Origin of the sequence: Burkholderia pseudomultivorans (assembly GCF_001718415.1) — a bacterium.
Classification (GTDB): Bacteria; Pseudomonadota; Gammaproteobacteria; order Burkholderiales; family Burkholderiaceae; genus Burkholderia; species Burkholderia pseudomultivorans_A.
The window spans coordinates 2383771-2403288 of record NZ_CP013377.1 but is presented as its reverse complement, the minus strand read 5'-3'; the positions used below and the strand labels follow the sequence as shown (position 1 = coordinate 2403288).

Here is a 19518-nt window from a genome sequence, read left to right as displayed (position 1 = left end):
CGGCGTCGGCGCGCTCAGGCGTCGGTCGCGGCGGCAATCTGTCGAAACGGCGCGACGAACGTCCAGTCGGGGTGCGCGGCGGCCAGCGCCGCGAACCCGCGCGCGAGCGCCTGCGGCGGCAGCCACGGATAGCCGAACGCCGCATGCAGCGCAGCGAGCTTTGCACCGTTCGGATCGTCGATCGTATCCATGCGCGCGATATGGATGTGCAGCGCGGCAATTCGCCCGATACCGTTCGCATCCGATGCGAAGCGCCAGCGATACGCGCCGTGCCCGATCCGCAATGCGCCGCTGTCCTTCTGGCGCATCGCGACGAGCCACGGCATCGCGCTGACGCCTGCTTCGTCCACCGACGGCTCCATGCACACATAGTAGGTCCGGCAGCGCTCGAAGCGTTCGCCGAAATCGCCGACCAGCGTGTGCGCAATGGCCGGCGCGCCGGCGACGCGCGCGGGAAAATCGATGTCGTCGCGCGCGAGCGAAAAGCTCAGTTCGGCGTCGGCCGCGAAGCAGTCGGCGATCAGCGCGGGACGGTTCAGGTCTTTCGCGCGCAGATAGCATTCGAGCAGCGCGCGCACCGACTCGGCGGGAAGCGGGAAGGGCATGGTCGTTTCTCCTGTGGCGGGCCGTCCGGCCGCACGCGCCGCCCGGCGGCGGGCCGGGGCGCATGTGCCTTTGCCGTATAATTTCGTTTCAAAGCTAAATTCGCATGACCGCACGGAGCGTGAACGTCATGGCCAAGCAGCAAGAGGAGTCCGTTCTGACGATTACCAACCCGGCGTGCCTGATCGACGGCACGGACACGGAATTCCGGCACCTGATCAATGGTTTGCTGCCGTTTGCCGCGCGCCTGCTGTCGGTGCGCGACGGCTTCGGCTCGCTGGTCGGCCTGACCGGCATCCAGTATTCGCTGCTCGTCTCGGTCGCGCATCTGTCGCACGACGATGTCGTGACCGTCAACCGCCTCGCCGATCACCTGCACCTGAGCGGCGCGTTCGTCACGATCGAGACCGGCAAGCTGAAGAAGCTCGGCCTGATCGACAAGCGCGCCGATCCCGACGACAAGCGCAAGATGCGGCTCACGGTCACCTCGGCCGGCACCAGGCTGCTGAAGGCGCTTGCGGAAACGCAGCAGCGCATCAACAACGTGCTGTTCGAAGGCGTGACCAGGACGGAATTCAAGGTGCTCTGCGCGGTGATCGATCGCCTCGTCACCAACGGCGATCGCGCGACGCTCGATCTCGCCCACCTGATCGCCCGCCAGGAAAAAGGCTGACACGCGGCCGCCGCGCGCCGATGCGCCGGCGGCCTGCCTGCTCGGCGGCGCGCTCAGTGCGCGGCCCACTCGATCGTGCTCAGGTCGACCCCTTCGAGATGCATGTCCCACAGCGGGCTCAGCGCGCGCAGCTTGCCGACCGTGTCGCGCACCTGCGCGATCACGTCGTCGACTTCGGCCTCGGTCGTGAAGCGGCCGAGCGTGAAGCGGATCGAGCTGTGCGCGAGCTCGTCGCTGCGGCCGAGCGCGCGCAGCACGTAGGACGGCTCCAGCGACGCCGACGTGCAGGCGGAGCCTGACGACACCGCGACGCCCTTGATCCCCATGATCAGCGATTCGCCCTCGACGAAGTTGAAGCTGACGTTGAGGTTGTGCGGAATCCGCTGCGTGAGGTCGCCGTTCACATAGACCTCGTCGAGCGTCGACAGCCCGGCCAGCAGCCGGTCGCGCAGCGCGCCGACGCGGCGGCTCTCCGTTTCCATCTCTTCCTTCGCCAGCCTGAACGCCTCGCCCATGCCGACGATCTGGTGCGTCGGCAGCGTGCCCGAACGCATTCCGCGCTCGTGGCCGCCGCCATGCATCTGCGCCTCGATGCGCACGCGCGGCTTGCGGCGCACGTACAGCGCGCCGATGCCCTTCGGGCCGTAGACCTTGTGCGCGGTCACGGTCAGCAGATCGACGTTCAGCGCGTTCACGTCGACCGGAATCTTGCCGGCCGCCTGCACCGCGTCGCAATGAAACACGATGCCGCGCGCACGGCAGATCGCGCCGATCTCCGCGACCGGCTGGATCACGCCCGTCTCGTTGTTCGCGAGCATCACCGACACGAGGATCGTGTCGGCGCGCAATGCCTGCTGCAGCGCATCGAGGTCGAGCAGGCCGTTTTGCTGCACGTCCAGATACGTGAGCTCGAAGCCCTGGCGTTCGAGTTCGCGGCAGGTATCGAGCACGGCCTTGTGCTCGGTCTTTACCGTGACGATGTGCTTGCCCCTGCCTTGATAGAAGTGCGCGGCGCCCTTGATCGCGAGGTTGTTGCCTTCGGTCGCGCCCGACGTCCACACGATCTCGCGCGGATCGGCGCCGAGCAGCGCGGCGACGTGCGCGCGCGCTTCCTCCACCGCTTGCTCGGCCTCCCAGCCATAGCTGTGGCTGCGCGATGCGGGGTTGCCGAACTGCACGTGCAGGAACGGCACCATTTTCTCGACCACGCGCGGATCGACGGGCGTCGTCGCGCTGTAGTCCATGTAGATCGGACGGGATGTCGGCTGGGTTGACATGAATCGGACTCCGGAAGGCAGGGGCTGCCGCGGTGCGCGAAAGCCCCGGGGAAATGCGTTGTGCGCAGTGTACGTGGACATTCGCGGGCGCCGCGCAACATCCATCCCGTCAGTAGGGTTGTCTTTTAAACAAAGCTTTGAAGATCAGGGTTTACGACAGCTTGAGCCGGCCGTTTTGTTTACATTTAATAAAAGCTAAATAACAAAGCTAATTTTCAGCGGTTTGTCGGGGCGGGTTCCACGGCGGAAACCGCGATCAACTCAAGGAGAGCGAGATGAGCGAGAACCAGGCCGGCCACGGCGCGAGCGCGGACGAACAACGGCGCTTTCGCGCCGCGCTGTCGATGTTCGCGACGGGCGTGGCGGTGATTACGGCGCCGCGCAAGCAGGGAGCGCCGATCGGCATCACGGTCGCGTCGTTCAATTCGGTGTCGCTGGATCCGCCGCTGATCCTGTTTTCGGTCGACCGTCGCAGCCTGAGCCTCGACGGGCTGCTCGAAGCGGATCGCTACGCGGTCAACGTGCTCGACGAGACGCAGCAGCATCTGTCGAACTGCTTCGCGAAGGCGAACGGCGACAAGTGGGGCTGGCGCGCCGGCGAGCCGGACGCCGACTTAGTGCTGCTGCCCGATGCGCTCGCGACGTTCGAATGCGCGCCGTACGCGCACTACGACGGCGGCGATCACGTGATCTTCGTCGGCCGCGTGACGCGGCACCGGGCGCGCGCGGAAGGGCGCCCGCTGATTTTCTTCGGCGGCCGCTACCGCACGCTCGACGGCGTGCATGCGCCGTCGGCCTGAATGCAGTCCGAACCATTTCCACCCAGGAGGACATCATGATCAAGAACGGGTCTCAGCACATCGCGTCGCTGCGCGACGGGCGACAGGTCTATCTGAACGGCCAGCCGGTCGGCGACGTCACGGCGCACGCGGCCTTCCGCAATTCGATCCGCAGCTACGCGAACCTGTACGACTACCAGGCGCGCGACGAAAACGTCGAGAAGATGACGTTCGCGTCGCCCGACACGGGCCGTCGCGTCAGCAGGATCTGGCAGCTGCCGACCTCCTACGACGAACTCGTCGAGCGTCGCGCGGCGCTCGAAGCGTGGTCGGAGCTGCATTACGGCTTCATGGGCCGCTCGCCCGACCACGTCGCGTCGTGCCTCGCGGGGATGGTGATGGGCGCCGACGTGTTCGAGCAATACGATCCGGCCCGCGCCGGCGCGCTGCGCGACTACTACCGCTACGCACGCGACAACGATCTGTTCCTGACCTACGTGATCGTCAATCCGCAGGCCAACCAGTCGAAGGCCGCGCACGAGCAGGAAGACAAGTACCTCGCGGTCGGCATCGTCGACCAGGATGCCGAGGGCATCACGGTGCGCGGCGCGAAGATGCTCGCGACGAGCGGCATCATGGCCAACGAGGTGTTCTGCAGCTGCATCCAGCCGCTGCGCGCCGGCGACGAGATGTATGCGCTGTCGTTCGCGGTGCCGATGAACGCGAAGGGCATGAAGATCCTGTCGCGCAAGTCGTACGAGGAGAACGCGCCGTCGGTGTTCGACAACCCGCTGTCGAGCCGCTTCGACGAAAACGACGCGGTGCTGTACTTCGACGACGTGAAGGTGCCGTGGGAACGCGTGTTCGTCGCGGGCGGCACCGCGATGTGCGCCAAGCAGTTCCATGCGACGCCCGCGCACGTCTACCAGAACTACCAGTGCCAGGTGCGGCTGATGACCAAGCTGCGTTTCCTGGTCGGCCTCGGCCTGAAGATTTCCGAAGTGAACGGCACCAACGCGTTCCCGCAGGTGCGCGAGACGCTGGGCCAGCTCGCGGCCGAGGCGTCGATGGTCGAGGCGTGGGTGTACGGGATGGAGGCGAAGGGCGCCGTCGTCAACGGCTACTACGTGCCCGATCGCAACATGCTGTACGGCTCGCAGGTCGTCACGCAGCAGCTCTACTCGAAGGTGCTCAACACGCTGCGCGAACTGGCCGGCGGCGGAATGATCATGCTGCCGTCCAGCGTGCGCGACTTCGAGAACCCCGACCTGCTGCGCATCATCGAGAAGACGCAGAAGTCGCCGGTGTGTTCGTCCGAGGAGCGCGTGAAGTTCTTCAAGCTCGCATGGGACGCGGTCGGCTCCGAGTTCGCGTCGCGTCACAACCAGTACGAGCTGTTCTATGCGGGCGCATCGTTCGTGACGAAGGGCCATGCCTACCGCACGTACGACTGGCAGCGCGCGTCGCATCTCGTCGATTCGATGCTCGGCAGCTATTCGCTGGCCCAGGAACTGTCGACGCCGCGCGCCGCGTGAGGGCGGCATCGACCCGATTCGCTACGACACACAGGAGGAAAGCATGGCGATCAACAAGCTTCACGACGAATTCCATACGCTCGACATGAGCCGCGACTGGCGGCTGCCGGAGGGCTATGACCCGGCTTCCGGCGCGCAGGAGCTGATCCTGTCGGGCGCGCTCGACACCGTGAACCGGCGCGGCAGCCGCACGCGGCTGCTGCGTCTGCCGGCCGGCCTTCATACGAAGCAGCCGTTCGTGCACGACTACTGGGAGGAAGTGTTTCTCGTCGAAGGCGACCTGACGGTCGGCAACGACGAGCACGGCAACGGCGGCACGCCGTTCAGCGGCTACACGTATGCGGTGCGCCCGCCCGGCGCATGGCACGGCCCGTTCAAGTCGAACGGCGGCTGCGTGCTGCTCGAGATCCATTACTACGACCCGGCCTGAGTCGCGACCGGTTCACGAACCCGCGCGGACGGCGGCGCGTGTGCCGCGCGCCGTCCGCCACGAGGAGCATTCGATGAAAACCATCACATTCGCGATCGAGGATCGCGACGGCACGACCGAGCGCGCGATCGCGATCGACACGCTCGTGATCGCCGGCTGGACGGGGCGCGACACGGCGGCCATGGAGAAGCACATTCGCGAGCTGGAAGCGCTCGGCGTCAGGCGTCCGGCGACCACGCCGGTGTTCTATCGCGTCGCGGCCGACCGCCTCGATCCGGCGCCGGCGATCCAGGTGTCGGGCGGGCAGAGCAGCGGCGAAGCGGAATTCGTGCTGGTGCGCGACGGCGGCGAGACCTTCGTCGGGATCGCGTCCGATCACACCGATCGCGAGGTCGAGACGTACGGGATCACCGTGTCGAAGCAGATGTGCGGCAAGCCGTGCGCGAACACGCTGTGGCGCCTCGACGACGTCGCGGCGCACTGGGACCGGCTGGTGCTGCGTGCGTACGCGACGATCGACGGCGAGCGCGTGCTGTATCAGCAGGGCAGCGTCGCCGCGATGCGCGCGCCGGACGATCTGCTTGCGCAGTTCGCGCACCACGGCGGCCGCTTCGTCGACGGCACCGCGATGCTGGGCGGCACGCTCGCGGCGATCGGCGGCATCCGGCCGGCCGAGCGCTTCGAGATCGAACTGGAGGATCCGGTGCTCGGGCGCACGATCCGCCATGCGTATGCGGTGGAGACGATGCCGGTCGCGGGGTGAGACCGGCGCAGGGCGAGCGCGTGCGTGCGTTCGCGATTCACGCGCGGCAGGTCGCGATGATCTCCGCACTGGTCGCTTCGTCGAACGGCGCGCCATGCCAGTCGCCGCACCACTCGACGCCGGAGAAGCCGGCGCCGAGCACGCGCGCATGCAGGTCGCGCTGCGCGATGAAGCGCAGCCGGCTCGCGCTTTTCAGCTGCGTGCCGTCACGATGGAACCGGTAGTGCGTGTCGAACGACACGATCGCGCCGTCGATTTCGCAGCCGGCGTGATGAAGCTCGACGATTCCGCTTTCGGGCGAATCCACGCGGCGCGCCGACTGCTGCGGCGTCCATGCGCGCCACGGTTCGACACGCGGGTTGCGCGTCTCGAACAGGAAGCGGCCGCCGGGTGCGAGGATGCGGCGCACGCCGTGCAGCGTCGCGTCGATGTCGTCGTCGGTCAGCAGGCACTGGAACGCATGCCCGGTCATCACGACCGCGTCGAACGGCGCGCCGGGCGGCAGGCCGCACAGATCGCACGCGAGCCAGCGCACCGCCTCCGCGCCGGGCTGGCGACGCGCGTGCTCGATCATCGCCGGCGCCGGATCGATCGCGACGACGTCATGCCCGGCCGCCGCGAGCCGGCGTGCAAACGTGCCGGTCCCGCAACCGACGTCGAGGATGCGCTGCGGTGCGGCGCCGATGCGCGACGCATGGAACGCGAAGTCGTGGTCGCCCGCATTGAACAGGTCGTAGACCGCGACGAGGCGCGGGTCGGTGTACAGCGTCTCGTCGGCGGGCGCGACCGCGCCGCCGCCCGTCACCGCTGCTGCACCGCGACGCGCAGCCCGAGCGCGATGAAGATCGAGCCGATGATCTTGCCCTGCCAGCGCGTGAGCCACGTCAGCCGCTTCACGACGCGGCCGAGCGGGCGGATCGCGCAGGCGATCAGCGTCGTGTAGAGCGAGCTGAGCACGACGAAGATCAGCCCGAGTACCGCGAACTGCACGAAGGTCGAGCCGCGCTCCGGATGCACGAACTGCGGCATGAACGCGAGGAAGAACAGCGCGGTCTTCGGATTCAGCACTTCGGCCGGAATCGCCTGCAGATACGCCTTCAGCGGCGTGACGGGCGACACCGTCGGCAGCGACGGATCGGACGGCCTGTCGAGCAGCGCGCGCACGCCGAGATAGGTCAGGTACGCGGCGCCGACCCACTTCACGACGTTGAACGCGAGCGCGGACGTCATCAGCAGCGCGGACAGCCCGACCGCGGCGAACAGCGTATGGACGAAGTCGCCGCTCGCGACGCCGAGGCCGGTCAGGATGCCGGTGCGGCGGCCACCCTGCACGGTGCGGCTCAGCACGAGCAGGACCGCAGGACCGGGAATCAGGAACAGACCGAGAACGACGGCGGTGAAGGTGGTCAGCGTGGTCAGGTCGAACATGGCGGCTCCGGGGAGGTGGCGCAGCGGCGGTGGTCTGCCGCATTGTATGCGTTTCGATGCGCGCTTGCCGAAGCGGCCGGTCGCGGCGCGGCAGCGTTGTCGCCTTTCTGGTATAAGCGCGGAGAAACGGCGCGCTGCGGCGCGCGGCCTTTCTTCTTCGCTGATCGTCCCATGCAAAACCTTCCCCGCGGCGCCGTCGCCGATCCGGCGGTGAGCCTCGCCGATGCTCCGGCGCCGCGTCCGCTCATGCTGTTCGGCGGCTCGGTCGTCGAGCCCGAATGGCGGCTGGAGCGGCACAGTCATCGGCACGCGCAGCTGCTCTACACGCTGAGCGGCGTCATCTATTGCGAGATCGACGGCGGCGTATGGAGTGCGCCGCCGCAATGCACGGTGTGGATTCCGGGCGACGTCCCGCATGCGGCGCGCGGCTCGGCCGGCGCGAAGTTTTACGCGGTGCTGGTCGAGCCGGACGCCGCGCTCGCGCTGCCGACGCGCTGCTGCACGCTCGGCGTGTCGCCGCTGCTGCGCGAACTGCTGCTGAAGGCGGCGAGCTTTCCGAACCTGTACGACGTCGACGGGCCGCAGGGCCGCCTGATGGCGACGCTGCTCGACGAGCTGGTCGCGGCGCCGGTCGAGGATCTGTACCTGCCGATGCCGGTCGATCGCCGGCTGCGCAAGCTGATCGATCATCTGCTCGACGAGCCGGCCGACAAGTCGCCGCTCGCCGAACTCGCGCGGCGCGCCGGCATCAGCGAGCGCAGCCTCACGCGGCTCGCCGCGAAGGAACTCGGCATGAGCCTCGGCGACTGGCGCCGGCGGCTGCATGTCGCGCTGTCGCTGCAGATGCTGACGACCGGCCGTCGCGTGCACCAGGTCGCGATCGATCTCGGCTACGAAAGCGCGAGCAGCTTCGTGACGATGTTCCGCAAGGCGACGGGCAAGTCGCCGACCCAGTACCTGAGCGACCGGCAGCGCTGAGCGCGGGCCCGGTCGCCCGCGTTTTGGCCGGATTGAGCAAGCGCTTGGCCGGCGCGAAAAATGACGCGATCGGCGTCGCTCCATAAAATGAGAATCGTTCTCATCTGGAGGTCGACATGCAGATCGTCACGTCTGAATTCCCGTTTGTCTGGTTGCGTTACACGCCTGCGTCGTCGGGCGACCCCGCGGCGCTGCTTGCCGAACTCGACGCGTTGCTCGCGCGGCGCGAACGCTTCGTGTTCCTGACCGACGACGCGCCGGCCGGCGATCGCGGCGCCGACGATCACGAACTGCGCAAGCAGCTCGCGAAATGGAGCAAGGCCAACCGCGCGCAGTCGCGCGCATCGATTCCCGCGATGATCGCAATCGAGCCCGACGCGCAGCGGCGCGCGGCGCTCGACGCGTTCTCCGGCGCGTTCGAGAAAGTCTGGGGCTATCCGCTGAGCGCGGCCGCAAACCGCGACGATGCGCTCGCGTTGGCACGACGGCTGCTCGCCGAGCCCGCGCGCGCTGCCGAGCCGATCAACGGCTGAACGGCCGCGCGTACCGGCGGGCGCAGGGTGACGCGCCCGCATGGATTCCTTCGACATGCAGCGGCGGCGCGGACGAGCGCGTCGCCGCATGCGGCAACCAGGCAGGGTATTCCGGTGGACAATCCGATTCGCGCGATGCGCATCTTTGCGCGCATCGTCGAGATGAACAGCTTTACGCGCGCGGCGCTGTCGCTCGGCATTTCGCGCGCGACCGCGACGCGCACCGTGCAGGAGCTGGAAACGGCGCTCGGCATGCCGCTGCTGGTGCGCACGACGCGCGCGCTGCGTACGACGCCCGAAGGCGACGCGTACTACCGGCGCTGCCTGCGGATCACGGCGGACGTCGACGAGCTCGAGGCGAGCATCCGCCGCGCCGCGCGGCATCCGAGCGGGCCGCTGCGCGTCGACCTGCCGGGCCCGGTGGCGAGTGCGATCGTGCTGCCGGCGCTCGGCGCGTTTCATGCGCGGCATCCCGACCTCATGCTGATGCTGGGCGTGTCCGCGCGCGCGGCCGATATGGTCGGCGACGCGGTCGATTGCAGCGTCCGCCTCGGCGAGCTGCCCGATTCGTCGTTCGTCGCGCGCCCGCTCGGCGCGCTCGAACGCGTGACCTGCGCGAGTCCCGCGTATCTCGATCGGTGCGGCACGCCGCGCACGCTCGACGAGCTCGGCACGCATCGCGCGGTGGGCCGGACGTCGGGGTCCGGGCCGCGCGCGGCCGAATGCGATTTCGTGGTCGACGGCGCGGTGCGCAAGCTCAGGCTCGACAGCATCGTCGGCGTCGACGACGAGCACGCGTACCTGGCATGCGGCGCGCACGGGCTCGGGCTGATCCAGCCGCCGCGGGCGGTCGCGCAGCCGCTGATCGATGCGGGGCAGCTGCGGGAAGTGTTGCCGCAGTGGCGGCCGTCGGCGGTGTCCGTGTCGGCCGTCTATGTGAAGCGTCCGCATGTGTCGCCCGGCGTGCGTGCATTCGTCGACTGGATCGCCGAGCGGTTCGACGCGGCCGCGCGGGAGCAGGCGGGGTTCGTGACCGGGCTGGCGGCGAGGTGGCTCGCGCCGGGGCGCGGTGATACGCCGGTTGCGGAAGTGTCGGCGGCGGTCGCCTGAGCGCGACCGCATCGACGCAGGCACGCGCCGCGTGCGCGCGTTGCGCGCCAGGGCGTTCCGCTAGGCGCCGGCTGCGACGCGTCGCGCGATGTCGTCGGCACACGCTTCCACCGACGCGGCCGACGTATCGATCAGGCAATCGCTGAACGCGCGCGACGCATAGCCTTCGCGATACATCTCGGCGATGCGCCGGCGTTCCCAGTCCGTCAGCGCACGCGTGCCGCGATCGGACGACGCGACCGCCTCGGGCGGCGCGAGCGTCGCGACGAACAGGCGCGCACCACGTGCGTCGCAGGCCGTACGCAGGCGGGCGAATTCCGCATCGCCGATCGGATAGGCGATCACCAGACAGCGTTCGCGCGCATTCGCGATCTGCGTGACGAGGCGCTCCAGCGCGATCGCCCATTGCACGTCGAACGGCGCATCGTCGGGCGCATCGTGATCGTCGCCGTCGATGAAGCGGGCGTCGGGCAGCCGGCGCGCGAGCGCGAGGCCGAGCGTCGTCTTGCCGCTGTTGATCGGGCCGTTCAGGTGGATGACGGTGAGCGAATGCATGAGGACGCGGATGGATCGGACGAAGCGTAGCTTGCCACGATCGCGGCAGCGTTGCAGCGTCGTTGGCGCGAGTGGAGCCGGGAGCGGTGACGGACCACGTCGCGACTCGCGACATCGACACGCCGGACAGCAGGAAAAAGCGGGGGAGAGGCGGAAGAACGGCAGGCCGCGCATGCAACGACGCACATGCGGCCTGCCCGACCGGGCTCGATGCGCGAGTGCGCGGCCCGGTCCGGCGAACGGCGGCTTACTCGCCGCTGTCGCCCTTGATTTGCGGCAGCGCCGATGCTTCGCCCGGCGTCAGCAGCCCGACTTGCGTATAGACGCGCAGCTTGTCGCGCGTATCGGTGATGTCGAGGTTGCGCATCGTCAGCTGGCCGATCCGGTCGCGCGGCGAGAACGTCGAAGCGACCTTCTCCATCGACAGGCGTTCCGGCTGATACGTGAGGTTCGGCGACTTGGTGCTGAGGATCGAGTAGTCGTTGCCGCGGCGCAGTTCGATCTTCACTTCGCCGGTGATCGCGCGCGCGACCCAGCGTTGCGCCGTTTCGCGCAGCATGATCGCCTGCGGGTCGAACCAGCGGCCCTGGTACAGCAGGCGGCCGAGGCGGCGGCCGTTCTCGCGGTACTGCTCGATCGTGTCCTCGTTGTGGATGCCGGTGACGAGACGCTCGTAGGCGATGTACAGCAGCGCGAGGCCCGGGGCTTCATAGATGCCGCGGCTCTTCGCCTCGATGATGCGGTTCTCGATCTGGTCGCTCATGCCGAGGCCGTGACGGCCGCCGATGCGGTTCGCCTCGAGCAGCAGCTCGACCGGGTCCTTGAACTCGACGCCGTTCAGTGCGACCGGCTGGCCGGCTTCGAAGCGCACCGTCACTTCTTCCGCGGCGATCTTCACGTCGTCGCGCCAGAACGCGACGCCCATGATCGGGTTCACGATCTTGATGCCGCTTTCGAGGCTTTCCAGGTCCTTCGCCTCGTGCGTCGCGCCGAGCAGGTTCGAGTCGGTCGAGTAGGCTTTCTCGGCCGACATCTTGTACGCGAAGCCGGCCTGGTTCATGAACTCGGACATTTCCGCGCGGCCGCCGAGCTCGTCGATGAACGTCTGGTCGAGCCACGGCTTGTAGATCTTCAGGTCCGGATTGACGAGCAGGCCGTAGCGGTAGAAGCGCTCGATGTCGTTGCCCTTGTAGGTGCTGCCGTCGCCCCAGATGTTGACGCCGTCTTCCTTCATCGCGGCGACGAGCATCGTGCCCGTCACGGCGCGGCCGATCGGCGTCGTGTTGAAGTACGTGACGCCGGCCGTCGTGATGTGGAACGCGCCGCTTTGCAGCGCCGCGATGCCTTCGGCCACCAGCTGCGCGCGGCAGTCGATCAGGCGCGCGCCGGCTGCGCCGTATTCGAGCGCACGTTTCGGGATCGCGTCGTAATCGTCTTCGTCGGGCTGGCCGAGGTTCGCCGTGTATGCGTACGGGACGGCGCCCTTCAGTTTCATCCAGTGCAGCGCGGCGCTGGTGTCCAGGCCGCCGGAGAAGGCGATACCGACCTTCTGGCCGGTCGGGAGGCTTTCGAGAATCGTGCTCATAGGAATTGCCGTGGATTGAAGTCCGGTGGGATCGTATTTCGCGGAATATGCGAGTATCGGCTGTCCGGGAAGTTGGGGCAAGGCCTGATTTTAGCCCGAACCGCGGCTGCGGCCCGTCGCGGCGGGCCTGACGGCCGGTTCGCGGTGCGTCGGGCGCGACGGTCGCCGCGACGCGAAACGACAGCAAAACGATGAAAACGGGGCGGAAAAGCGGGGCGGAATCCGCCAGGTGCGCGGCCTTGTATGGAAATTGAAAGATTTCTTCGCGCGCCCGAATCAGATATTCCACGCACGTGCGCTATCCAGCAGTTTCTCGCGCAGCTGGTCGACCTCGCCGGCCAGTTTCAGCATGACCGACACGTACCCGAGCAGCTGCGGCGGCACGTCGCCCGACAGCGCGGCGGGCTGTCGGCGCGGCGCGAGCCGGCTCGGCGTGCCGAACTTGAGCGCGCGGCTCGCGCCGACGAGCGTGTCGCGGATCTGCCGGTTCACGCCCTTCAGGCCGACGCGCAGGTATTCACGGGCCGCGACATCGTCGCGGGCCGGCAGCACGCTCGACAGGATTTCGAGCGTGCTGATGCACAGGCGCAGGCTGCGCTGGATCGCCTCCAGCTGCACCATCGAGATCCCGCATTCCTTCGACACGGACGGCATCAGCGAACGCAGCTGGACCAGCAGCGCGCTGAGCGCGGCCATCTCCTTCAGATGCACGTCGTCGCTCACGTGGCGGTCGCCCGCGAGCCGCACGTGCACGGCCGCGCACGTGCGCAGCAGGTCGGCGAGCTTGTAGCGCCACGAATAGGTCGCATAGAGCGGCAGCGCGAACGAGAACGCCAGCGCGATCGCGATGCCGGTCAGCACGTTCACCGCGCGCCACAGGCCGTCGACGATCTCGTTGTCGCCGTGCCCGGCGACGATCACCATCGTGATCGCCGACAGCAGCGCGATATAACCGGCCTTGCCGATCGCGTGATACGCGCAGACGCCGCACGCGATCGCCATCAGCCCGTAGATCGCGAGCGGCGCGTGCACGGCCGAATGCAGCAGGATCAGCAGCAGCCCCGCGAGCGCGCCGATCGACGTGCCGAGCGCGCGCTCGGCTGCCTTCTTGCGGATGTTGCCGTGATGCTGCAGCCCGCCGACGACGATCAGCACGGTGATCGTCGACCATTCGCCGTGCGGCACGCGCAGCCCCGTCGACAGCCCGATCGACACGAGAATCGCGAGCGCGACGCGCGCCGCATGGATCAGCTTCGCGTGGCGGTAGCGGCGGTACGGATCGAGCAGCGGACGAAGCGCGCCGCGGATCAAGGGCGGCAGCCGGGCAGGGAACGGGGCGGTCATGGCGGAGCGGAGTGGCCGGGAAGGCGCGCGGCGGCGCGGGCGCCGGCCGGCGCCGCATCGCCATGCGGGCAGACGTAACGCTAGCCGAACGCGCGCGGGCTGTCCACGGCGGGCGCGGGCGGCTGCGCGAGGTGTGGCGGAGATGCGGAGACGTGATGCGGTGATGCGGTGAGGCGATGCGGCGATGCGGCGATGCGGCGCCGCGCCGCGTCATGCGTCGGCCGCGCTCCGCTCGGCGTCCTCCACGCGGTTGCGGCCGCCGGACTTGGCGCGATACAGCGCGTCGTCGGCGAGCCGCAGCAGCGTCGCGGGCGCGGTGCGCCCGTCTTCGGCGGTCGCGGTGCCGATGCTGGCCGTCACGCGCCCGTGCGGGCTCTTCGCGTGCTCGATGTCGAGCGCCGCGATCGCGCGCCGGATCGCTTCGGCGACGGTCGCCGCGCCGTGCGCGTCGGTGTCCGGCAGCGTGACGACGAATTCCTCGCCGCCGTAGCGCGCGATCTGGTCGCTGTCGCGGCGCAGGCAGCGCGATGCGCTTTGCGCGACCCGGCGCAGCACGTCGTCGCCGGCGAGGTGGCCGTAATAGTCGTTGAACGCCTTGAAGTGATCGACGTCGACGAACAGCACCGACAGCGGCCGGCCGGCGCGGGCCGCGCGCCGCGCCTCGTTGGCGAGCACCGTGTCGAAGGTGCCGCGGTTGTCGAGGCCGGTCAGCGCATCGGTGTGCGCGAGCCGGTACAGCTTCGATTCGGCGCGCTGCCGCCGCTTCAGCTCGCGCGACAGCAGCAGCGAGCCCCACGCGATGAACCCCGTAAACAGGCTCATCAGCACGACGATCGAGATCGTGCGATGGCGCCACGACGCATAGACGTCGGTCTCGGCGGGCGCGACGTCGACGATCAGCGGCAGTCCGGCCAGCTGCCGGTAGACGTAGATGCGCCGCACGCCGTCGATCGCGCCGATGCCGAGCAGCACGCCGTCGCGGCTGCGGCGCGATTCGATGAACAGCGGCGAATCGTGCAGGTCGAGGCCGACCACGCGCGCGTCGTACGGCAGGCGGCTCACCAGCATGCCGTTCTCCTCGACGATCGCCGCGGAGCCGTGCTCGCCGACCGCGAGGCCGTCGAGCAGCGCGCGGAAGTAGTCGAGGCTGAGCGTGCCGACCACGACGCCGCCGAACGTGCCGTCCGGACGGTCGATGCGGCGGCTGAGCGCGATCGTCAGCGCGCCGCCGCGCAGCCGGGACGCATACGGCCGGCTGATATACAGGCCCTGCACGCGCCGGTCGCGATGGGCGGTGAAATAGTCGCGGTCGGCGTAATTGCCGTGTCGCGGCGGCGATGCGCCCGAATCGACGACGATATTGCCGTGCGGATCCATGACGAAAATCGAGCCGAGATAGGCGCCGGTCGCGGCACGGTCGAACAGCAGCCGATGTCGCTGGCGCGGCGGCAATGCCATCAGTTCGGGATCGGCAATGCCGTCGACGACGTTTTGCAGCGACAAATCGTAGAGCTCGATATTCCGCGCGATATCGCGTTCGATCAGCAGCATCAGGTTGCGTGCATTTTCGATCGCGTGCTCATACGCGTCGCGCCGCGCCTCGATCAGCAGCGACGCGGAAAGGCCCCAGCTGAACAGCAGCAGGACGATGCCCGCCACGAGCACGCCGCGGGGCGACAGGACGCGGGCCACGACGGATGCGGTATGGCGGCGCAGCGCGGCGAACAGTGGGTGTGACTTCATCCTCGGTGGGCGGGCGGAGGAATATTCGCGCAGTCGCGATTCCCCGTGCTGATTATTTCGAATTAACGCGCATTATCTCGCGAAAACCTTGCGATTCGACGACGCGCGACAAAATGCGCACGGCCAAATGCCGTTCGATACGATTACGCCCCATTACCGAATGCCGTTACGGGTGGGGCCGGATCCGAATTGAATCGATTATTGGCGTGCGCCATTTTGTCTGATTATTTGCCGGCGTGTGGGCGGACATTTCCATTAATCCGGTTTTTGTCGGTTTCCGACAGGGCGACTGGCGCATACCGCGCGATTCGTCATTGCGGACGCGTCCAAGCCGTTGATTCTGCAAAGCCTGCCCGCGAGCGCGCGCGGTGCCGCGCGAGCTGTCCCTCCGGCGAATCAGGTAGAATCCGCGCTTCGCCGCAGGCGCCCGGCGCGCAGCGCGCATCGGGGCCACATCGAATGCATCGCCGGCGGCGCAGCGCGCCCGATGCCGGATGCACGCCGGCCCCGACTGCCAGCGGCCCGCTCAACGTTCGTCTCGTTTATGTCCGCACTCCCGAATTCCGACCAAGCCGGTTCGCCCGCGAACCGACCCAAGCTTCATCGCGCGCTGAAGGCGCGCCACCTGACGATGATCGCCATCGGCGGCTCGATCGGCACGGGCCTGTTCGTCGCGTCCGGCGCGTCGATCTCGCAGGCCGGCCCCGGCGGCGCGATGGTCGCGTACATGCTGATCGGCCTGATGGTGTACTTCCTGATGACGAGCCTCGGCGAAATGGCCGCCTTCATGCCGGTGTCGGGTTCGTTCGCGACCTATGGCGCGAAATACGTCGACGAAGGCTTCGGCTTCGCGCTCGGCTGGAACTACTGGTACAACTGGGCGGTGACGATCGCGGTCGAGCTGGTCGCCGCGCAGCTCGTGATGCATTACTGGTTTCCGGACGTGCCGGGCATCTGGTGGAGCGCGGCGTTCCTCGGCGTGATGTTCCTGCTCAATGCGCTCACCGTGCGCGGCTTCGGCGAGGCCGAATACTGGTTCGCGCTGATCAAGGTCGTCACGGTGGTCGCCTTCATCGGCGTCGGCCTGCTGATGATCTTCGGCATTCTGAAGGGCGCGCCCGGCAACGGCTGGGGCAACCTGACGATCGGCGACGCGCCGTTCGCGGGCGGCCTGCCGGCGATGATGGGCGTCGCGATGATCGCGGGCTTCTCGTTCCAGGGCACCGAACTGATCGGCGTCGCGGCCGGCGAATCGGAAAACCCGCGCACGACGATTCCGCGCGCGGTGCGCCAGGTGTTCTGGCGGATCCTGCTGTTCTACGTGCTCGCGATCTTCGTGATCGGCGTGCTGATTCCGTATACCGACCCGAACCTGTTGAAGACCGACGTGACCGATATCGGCGTGAGCCCGTTTACGCTGGTGTTCCGCCACGCGGGCCTCGCGTTCGCGGCCGGCGTGATGAACGCGGTGATCCTGACGGCCGTGCTGTCGGCCGGCAACTCGGGCATGTACGCATCGACGCGGATGCTGTACAACCTCGCGACCGAGGGCCGCGCGCCGAAGCTGTTCGCGAAGCTGTCGCCGGGCGGCGTGCCGCGCAATGCGCTGTATGCGACGACCGCGGTCGGCGCGCTGTGCTTCTTCACGTCGCTGTACGGCGACAAGACCGTCTATCTGTGGCTGCTGAACACGTCGGGGATGACGGGCTTCATCGCGTGGCTCGGCATCGCGGTCAGCCATTACCGGTTCCGCAAGGGCTACGTGAAGCAGGGCTATGCGGTCGACCAGCTGCCGTACCAGTCGAAGTGGTTTCCGTTCGGGCCGCTGTTCGCGTTCGTGCTGTGTCTCGTGATCGCGCTCGGGCAGGACTATCAGGCGTTTCTCGCGAACCGGATCGACTGGGCGGGCGTCGTCGCGACGTACGTCGGCATTCCGCTGTTCCTGGTCGTGTGGCTCGGCTACCGGCTCGCGAACAAGAGTCGCTTCGTGCGCTACGAAGAGATGGAGATCGCGCCGTGGGTGGCCGAGAACCGTCGCGGACAGCGCGGCGTGCAGGCGAGTCCCGCGACCGAGCGGGAAACGGTGGCCTGAAGCGGGCGGGCAGTCGCGACGCGACGTCGCGCCATCGATATCGAAACGGGAAGCATCGCGCTTCCCGTTTTTTTTGGTCGGCTTTTGTCTGTACGGGGTCAAAGCCGGTTATATTGCCCGACCCTGCCGGGCCGCGACCCGGCCGGCGCGACCAGCGCGGCGCGGATCGGCATCCGCTGCGTGCGGCGCGCGCGGCCGGCGATCTCCGGCGTTTTCATCGTTCCGCGCGGGCCGGGCAGGCCCGCCGGAGCGCGCAACCGAGAGGAATCCATGAGCGCATCACCCGCCGAGCGGAAGACCGAACCCGTTTCCATCGTGCGAATCGAGGCCGCGATCAATGCGTGGCGCGAAGTGTACCCGCCGGCGCCGGACGGCGAGGACGGCTACGCGCTCGATGCCGGCAGCAATTGCCTCGCCGAACTGTACGGCACGATGATCTGCTATCGCCTACCGGACGTGCCGCTCGATACGCTGAGCGACGCGCAGCGCGACGCGCTGTACGCGACCGAGGTGTAGCGCGCGCTCGCGCAGGCGCAGGCCGGCAGCGCGAACCACGCAGCGAACGGGGAGCCCGCAGGCTCCCCGTTTTGCTTTCCGGCCGGGCGCAGACGGCGGCGCGCTTGACGCGGCGCGCGTGGCCGGGCCACCATCGTCGGCATTCGATGCGGCCGCCGGCGTGCGGCCGCCTTCACGCAGACGACCGACACATGACCGATATCGTGACCGAGGAGACCTTCATCGAGACGCCGCAGGGGCGTCTGTTCGTCAAGCGCTGGCGCGCGGATGGGGGATGGGACGCCGCGGAGGCGTCGAAGCTTGCCGCGCCTATGCCGGCCGCGCCTAAGCCGGCCGCGCCCATCCTGCTCCTTCACGATTCGCTCGGCTGCGTCGAGCTATGGCGCGACTTCCCGGAACGGCTCGCGCATGCCACGCAACGCGACGTGATCGCCTACGATCGTCTCGGCTTCGGCCGCTCGGATCGCCATCCCGGGCGACTCGACGTGCGCTTCGTGCGCGACGAGGCCGATCATGGATTTCGCGCGCTGCTCGAGCAGTTCGGCCTCGACGCGTTCGTCGTGCTCGGGCACAGCGTCGGCGGCGGAATGGCGACGGGATGCGCCGCCGCGTATCCGGACCGTTGCCGCGCGCTCGTGACGATCGCCGCGCAGGCGTTCGTCGAGGACTGCACGCTGAACGGCATTCGCGACGCGGCGCGCCAGTTCGAAGCGCCGGGCCAGCTCGAGCGGCTCGCGCGCTATCACGGCGACAAGGCCGAATGGGTGCTGCGCGCGTGGGTCGATACCTGGCTGTCGGCGCCGTTTCGCGACTGGAGCCTCGACGACGACCTGCCGCGCGTGCGCTGCGCGACGCTCGCGATTCACGGCGCGCACGACGAATACGGCTCGGACGTGCACCCGAAGCGGATCGCCGCGCGCGTCGCGGGACCGTCGTCGTTCCTGTTGCTCGACGCGTGCGGACACCTGCCGCATCGCGAGCGGACCGACGACGTGCTGGCCGCGGTGGCGGCGTTGCTGCGCGACGCGCGCGCGTAGGCGCGCAGCGGGCGGCGCCGCCTCAGAACGACAGCTGGATCGCGAGATCGATCGCGAGCAGCGCGATCGAGCAGCCGATGCCGAGAATCACGTTCGGCAGGCGGTGTTCGAAGTCGCGATCCTTGCGCATCGCGGCCCCGAGCAGGAAGACCGCCTCGACGACGATCTGCAGCCCGACGAACAGCAGCATCAGCAGATACTCGTAACCCATCTCCTTGAAGCCGGCGAAGTGCATCCCGTGATCGCGGATCCACTGGCCGACGCGCAGCAGTTCGTAAACGAACAGCAAGGCGGGAAACAGGTAGCTGATGAAATAGGTTGGCGCGGTGGCGTGCCGCAGTTCGAGGTGGAAATGCTGATGCGTGGTGGCCATCACGAATCCCTCCTTGCAACGCATGATTGCGGTCGCGACGGCGGCGCGAAAACGTGCGATTCAGGGATTGCCCGATGCGGATTGCGCAACCGTACGTCATCAGCATACTGCGGCCCGGCGCTTTTCGCATCGGTCGTGTGTCGCGACCGACACAGTCGCGCGGC

At 68.2% G+C, this 19518-nt stretch carries 20 protein-coding genes; 11 read left to right on the top strand and 9 right to left on the bottom strand.

Going from position 1 to position 19518, the window contains the following annotated elements; translation table 11 throughout:
• Window positions 1–14: 14 nt before the first annotated feature.
• Entirely contained in the window at window positions 15–605 is a 591-nt protein-coding gene (locus tag WS57_RS10350; protein WP_009692278.1) for a nuclear transport factor 2 family protein, read from the bottom strand.
• A gap of 128 nt (window positions 606–733) precedes the next feature.
• On the opposite strand from WS57_RS10350, the gene WS57_RS10345 reads away from it, so the two are divergent.
• Entirely contained in the window at window positions 734–1276 is a 543-nt protein-coding gene (locus WS57_RS10345) for a MarR family winged helix-turn-helix transcriptional regulator (RefSeq protein WP_069244368.1), read from the top strand.
• A 53-nt stretch (window positions 1277–1329) separates the two neighbouring features.
• Here the strand turns inward: WS57_RS10345 and WS57_RS10340 are convergent, their stop codons facing one another.
• Window positions 1330–2553, bottom strand: coding sequence for an IscS subfamily cysteine desulfurase (locus WS57_RS10340; RefSeq protein ID WP_069244153.1), 1224 nt, complete (start codon window positions 2551–2553; stop codon window positions 1330–1332).
• 275 nt (window positions 2554–2828) lie between these two features.
• Here WS57_RS10340 and WS57_RS10335 point away from each other — a divergent pair, with 275 nt between their 5' ends.
• From WS57_RS10335 to WS57_RS10320, 4 genes are all read left to right on the top strand, one after another.
• Window positions 2829–3353 (top strand): flavin reductase family protein, encoded by a 525-nt coding sequence (locus WS57_RS10335; RefSeq protein ID WP_059518917.1) that lies wholly within the window; start codon window positions 2829–2831, stop codon window positions 3351–3353.
• Window positions 3354–3388: 35 nt separating this feature from the next.
• Window positions 3389–4867, top strand: a complete 1479-nt coding sequence (locus WS57_RS10330; RefSeq protein WP_069244152.1) for a 4-hydroxyphenylacetate 3-hydroxylase family protein — start codon at window positions 3389–3391, stop codon at window positions 4865–4867.
• Between the two features lie 43 nt (window positions 4868–4910).
• Window positions 4911–5297 carry a hypothetical protein gene (locus tag WS57_RS10325; protein ID WP_060300135.1) on the top strand — a complete coding sequence of 129 codons (387 nt, stop codon included), beginning with the start codon at window positions 4911–4913 and terminating at the stop codon, window positions 5295–5297.
• A gap of 73 nt (window positions 5298–5370) precedes the next feature.
• Entirely contained in the window at window positions 5371–6060 is a 690-nt protein-coding gene (locus WS57_RS10320; RefSeq protein ID WP_069244367.1) for a DUF2848 domain-containing protein, read from the top strand.
• A gap of 37 nt (window positions 6061–6097) precedes the next feature.
• Here the strand turns inward: WS57_RS10320 and WS57_RS10315 are convergent, their stop codons facing one another.
• Window positions 6098–6865, bottom strand: a complete 768-nt coding sequence (locus tag WS57_RS10315) for a class I SAM-dependent methyltransferase (RefSeq protein WP_069244151.1) — start codon at window positions 6863–6865, stop codon at window positions 6098–6100.
• Entirely contained in the window at window positions 6862–7488 is a 627-nt protein-coding gene (locus WS57_RS10310; RefSeq protein WP_069244150.1) for a LysE family translocator, read from the bottom strand. Before WS57_RS10310 ends, WS57_RS10315 begins: the two co-directional genes overlap by 4 nt.
• A 171-nt stretch (window positions 7489–7659) precedes the next feature.
• Between WS57_RS10310 and WS57_RS10305 the strand changes: the two genes are divergently transcribed.
• From WS57_RS10305 to WS57_RS10295, 3 genes are all read left to right on the top strand, one after another.
• Window positions 7660–8466 (top strand): AraC family transcriptional regulator, encoded by an 807-nt coding sequence (locus WS57_RS10305; RefSeq protein ID WP_059601207.1) that lies wholly within the window; start codon window positions 7660–7662, stop codon window positions 8464–8466.
• Between the two features lie 116 nt (window positions 8467–8582).
• Entirely contained in the window at window positions 8583–8999 is a 417-nt protein-coding gene (locus WS57_RS10300; protein ID WP_059518927.1) for a hypothetical protein, read from the top strand.
• A gap of 114 nt (window positions 9000–9113) precedes the next feature.
• Window positions 9114–10109 carry a LysR family transcriptional regulator gene (locus tag WS57_RS10295; protein ID WP_059518928.1) on the top strand — a complete coding sequence of 332 codons (996 nt, stop codon included), beginning with the start codon at window positions 9114–9116 and terminating at the stop codon, window positions 10107–10109.
• A gap of 60 nt (window positions 10110–10169) precedes the next feature.
• Here WS57_RS10295 and WS57_RS10290 read toward each other — a convergent pair whose 3' ends face one another.
• The 4 genes from WS57_RS10290 to WS57_RS10275 form a co-directional block, all read right to left on the bottom strand.
• Window positions 10170–10664 carry a hypothetical protein gene (locus WS57_RS10290; protein ID WP_059518930.1) on the bottom strand — a complete coding sequence of 165 codons (495 nt, stop codon included), beginning with the start codon at window positions 10662–10664 and terminating at the stop codon, window positions 10170–10172.
• A 247-nt stretch (window positions 10665–10911) separates the two neighbouring features.
• Window positions 10912–12249: an argininosuccinate synthase gene (gene argG, locus WS57_RS10285; protein WP_040130335.1), complete on the bottom strand. Its 1338-nt coding sequence runs from the start codon at window positions 12247–12249 to the stop codon at window positions 10912–10914.
• Between the two features lie 276 nt (window positions 12250–12525).
• Window positions 12526–13593 (bottom strand): FUSC family protein, encoded by a 1068-nt coding sequence (locus tag WS57_RS10280; RefSeq protein ID WP_040130334.1) that lies wholly within the window; start codon window positions 13591–13593, stop codon window positions 12526–12528.
• Between the two features lie 210 nt (window positions 13594–13803).
• Window positions 13804–15336: a sensor domain-containing diguanylate cyclase gene (locus WS57_RS10275; protein ID WP_059518933.1), complete on the bottom strand. Its 1533-nt coding sequence runs from the start codon at window positions 15334–15336 to the stop codon at window positions 13804–13806.
• A gap of 544 nt (window positions 15337–15880) precedes the next feature.
• On the opposite strand from WS57_RS10275, the gene WS57_RS10270 reads away from it, so the two are divergent.
• From WS57_RS10270 to WS57_RS10260, 3 genes are all read left to right on the top strand, one after another.
• Complete coding sequence (locus tag WS57_RS10270; RefSeq protein ID WP_059480782.1) at window positions 15881–17428, top strand: amino acid permease; 1548 nt, start codon at window positions 15881–15883, stop codon at window positions 17426–17428.
• A gap of 270 nt (window positions 17429–17698) precedes the next feature.
• Window positions 17699–17944: a DUF3717 domain-containing protein gene (locus WS57_RS10265; RefSeq protein WP_009688424.1), complete on the top strand. Its 246-nt coding sequence runs from the start codon at window positions 17699–17701 to the stop codon at window positions 17942–17944.
• A 191-nt stretch (window positions 17945–18135) separates the two neighbouring features.
• Window positions 18136–18981 (top strand): alpha/beta fold hydrolase, encoded by an 846-nt coding sequence (locus WS57_RS10260; RefSeq protein ID WP_009688423.1) that lies wholly within the window; start codon window positions 18136–18138, stop codon window positions 18979–18981.
• Between the two features lie 22 nt (window positions 18982–19003).
• Here the strand turns inward: WS57_RS10260 and WS57_RS10255 are convergent, their stop codons facing one another.
• A complete protein-coding gene (locus tag WS57_RS10255; RefSeq protein ID WP_009688422.1) occupies window positions 19004–19354 on the bottom strand; it encodes a hypothetical protein in 351 nt (116 codons plus the stop codon).
• Between the last annotated feature and the right edge of the window lie 164 nt (window positions 19355–19518).